Origin of the sequence: Stenotrophomonas pictorum JCM 9942 (genome assembly GCF_001310775.1) — a bacterium.
GTDB classification, from domain to species: domain Bacteria; phylum Pseudomonadota; class Gammaproteobacteria; order Xanthomonadales; family Xanthomonadaceae; genus Stenotrophomonas; species Stenotrophomonas pictorum.
The window spans coordinates 1-2598 of sequence record NZ_BAZI01000367.1 but is presented as its reverse complement, the minus strand read 5'-3'; the positions used below and the strand labels follow the sequence as shown (position 1 = coordinate 2598).

Sequence of the window (2598 nt, the reverse complement as noted above, 5' to 3'; positions counted from 1 at the left end):
CCGGCTGGTCCACCGGCCACTTGCCCGGTGTGCCTGGCCCGGGCGGTTGGCGGCCCGGAGCGTTTGCGGTGGCTGCATCCCGCGCTCCCCATGGCGTCTAATACGCTGCATGAATTCCCCACCCCCGCGCCCGTCACCGCGGCGTACCGCCGCCACGCCTGCCGCGGCGACGCCCGGCCTGCATCCCCGCAATCGCCACCAGGGCCGCTATGACCTGCCACGGCTGGTTGCCGCCAACCCGGCGCTGAAGGCGCACCTGGTCCGCACGCCGGCGGGCACGCAGAGCATCGATTTCAGCGATCCGCTGGCGGTGCGCGAGCTCAACCGCGCGCTGCTGGCCAGTGATTACGGCATCAGCACTGGGATATTCCCGAAGGCTACCTGTGCCCGCCGGTGCCGGGCCGGGTGGACTACCTGCACGGACTGGCCGATCTGCTGGCCGCCGATGCCGGCGGCACGATCCCGCGCGGACCGCACGTGCGCGTGCTGGATATCGGCGTCGGTGCCAACTGCATCTATCCGCTGCTTGGGCAGGCCGAATACGGCTGGTCGTTCGTTGGCAGCGATATCGATCCGGACGCGTTGCAGTGCGCCGCCGCCAACCTCCAGGCCAACGGTCTGGCCAAGGTGATCGAGCTGCGCCAGCAGCATGCGCGTGGCAGCCTGTTCGCCGGACTGCTGCAGCCGCAGGACCGCTTCCAGCTGACCATGTGCAATCCGCCGTTCCACAGCTCGGCCAAAGAGGCCGCGCAGGGCAGCCAGCGCAAGCGCCGCAACCTCGGCAACGCGCGGGCGCCACGCGGCAGCCGGGCGCCGGCATTGAACTTCGGTGGCCAGGCCAACGAGCTGTGGTGCACCGGCGGCGAAGCCTCGTTCCTGCGCCGGATGATCAAGGAAAGCGTGGTGTTCCAGACGCAGGTGCTGTGGTTTTCCTCGCTGGTGGCCAAAAGCGAGCATCTGCCCGACCTGCACAAACAGCTGACCAAGGCCGGCGCCGCCGAGGTGCGCGAGGTCGCCATGGCCCAGGGCCACAAACAGAGCCGCTTCGTGGCGTGGAGTTTCCACGCGCCGGCCGCGCGCAGGGCGTGGTTGCAGGAGTAGGTCGCGGGGGGGAGGGATAAAACCTGCTTTGGCAACCGGCCCAGCCGCCCACAGCCCGGGCCAATGCCGACATTTCCGTCGGCGCCTGGCCGCACGCGGCGGGATGCCTGTCAGGCCGCCGGACCTCGCGCAGGTATTTCGGGTATACAGGAATGCGCTTTGCCCGCCGTTTCCCTGACCGACTTTCGAGGATCAACGTGCTGACCCATTACCGTGCTGGAAGACTCGTCGCCAAGATTTTCATCAGGCTGGCCTGGGCCATTTTGATGGCCTTCGCTCTCATCCTGTTGATCGGGTTGCCCGGCTATTTCCTGTTTACCGGCAACTCCATCGCCGGGAGTTTGCAGCTGCTTCCCCATTCTGTTTTTCCCCTGCTGCCGTTGACATATGCGTGTCTGGCGACCGTGCTGTTCGGCCATGTCGCGCTGGCGGTGTTCGACATGGCCGATGCGGCGCGGAAAACCGGCTGACGCCGCCCCGGCCGCCAGCGCTGGCGGTCGACTGGAACGGTGCCAACAGAAACCGCGGCCTCGGCCGCGGTTTTCCATTTCAGAAAACGTGCCGCCGCCGGACCCTGACGATCCCGCATCCCGCATCCATGCCCCCTGCAGCGTGCGCCGGGGACACTCGCGGCGCCGCCATCCGACTTCGTTTTCACATGAATGAATACGAGCGCGGTTATGTGCAATGCTCCGCTGCCCGCCCTCTGGGCGTCCACCTGTGGAGACCGGAAGACCCACCATGCTCAAGCCACTTGTCCTCTGCGCCGCGTTGTTCCCCGCCACCGTCTTCGCCTGGCCGACCCCGGAGCAGGCGCTGGACGCGTTTGTGAGATTCGAACTTTCCGGCGGCCGGCTGGAAACGGACCCGGACACGCTGGCGCCGCTGGTCCACGCCCCTGCCGACTACGAAACCATCGGCGCGGACACGATCTCCGTGGCCAGCACCCACCGCATCGGCAAACTGCGCTGCAGCACCGGCAGCTGCATCGCCGAGGTCGCCTACGTGCTGCCGGCCGCGGCCAAGTACGGCGATATTCCGCTGTACAACGGCACCCGCCAACGCACCGAGAAGGTCCGCTACCGGCTGCTCAACCGCGACGGCGACTGGCGCGTGGACGCCGGCTCGATCAGCGATGCGCCGATCGTGGATGAGGCGGCGCTGGCCGCGCACCTGGCCATGCTGCAGGAAGATGCTGGCGAGGCCGACGCCGAAGGCTGATCCCCCCGCGCGGAACCGGTCGTCGTAGCTCCACGCGTCGCGTTCGATTCCCGCCCGTCGCAACAAAAAGGGCTGCCTTCTGGCAGCCCTTTCGTTAGGTCGCGGTGTTGCGGCGACGGTTTATCGCCCGGTCGCCAGCCGCTCCTCCTCGGCGGTATAGGCCGAGTGTGTGCCGGCCGGGGCGCCGTCCATGCCGGTGGCGAAGTAGGCCACGCCGGTGCCGCTGGCCGGGTCGATCCACAGCCCCGAGCGCAGGCCGTAGGCGTTGCCCGAATG

The 2598-nt window shown here is 68.0% G+C and carries 2 protein-coding genes and 1 pseudogene; all 3 read left to right on the top strand.

Annotation, left to right across the window (positions count from 1 at the left end):
- Positions 1 to 109: 109 nt before the first annotated feature.
- A pseudogene (gene rlmF, locus JCM9942_RS13780) lies at positions 110 to 1101 on the top strand (23S rRNA (adenine(1618)-N(6))-methyltransferase RlmF).
- Between the two features lie 197 nt (positions 1102 to 1298).
- Positions 1299 to 1571, top strand: a complete 273-nt coding sequence (locus JCM9942_RS13775; RefSeq protein ID WP_157722936.1) for a hypothetical protein — start codon at positions 1299 to 1301, stop codon at positions 1569 to 1571.
- Between the two features lie 271 nt (positions 1572 to 1842).
- Positions 1843 to 2322, top strand: a complete 480-nt coding sequence (locus JCM9942_RS13770) for a hypothetical protein (protein ID WP_054660384.1) — start codon at positions 1843 to 1845, stop codon at positions 2320 to 2322.
- Positions 2323 to 2598: the final 276 nt, after the last annotated feature.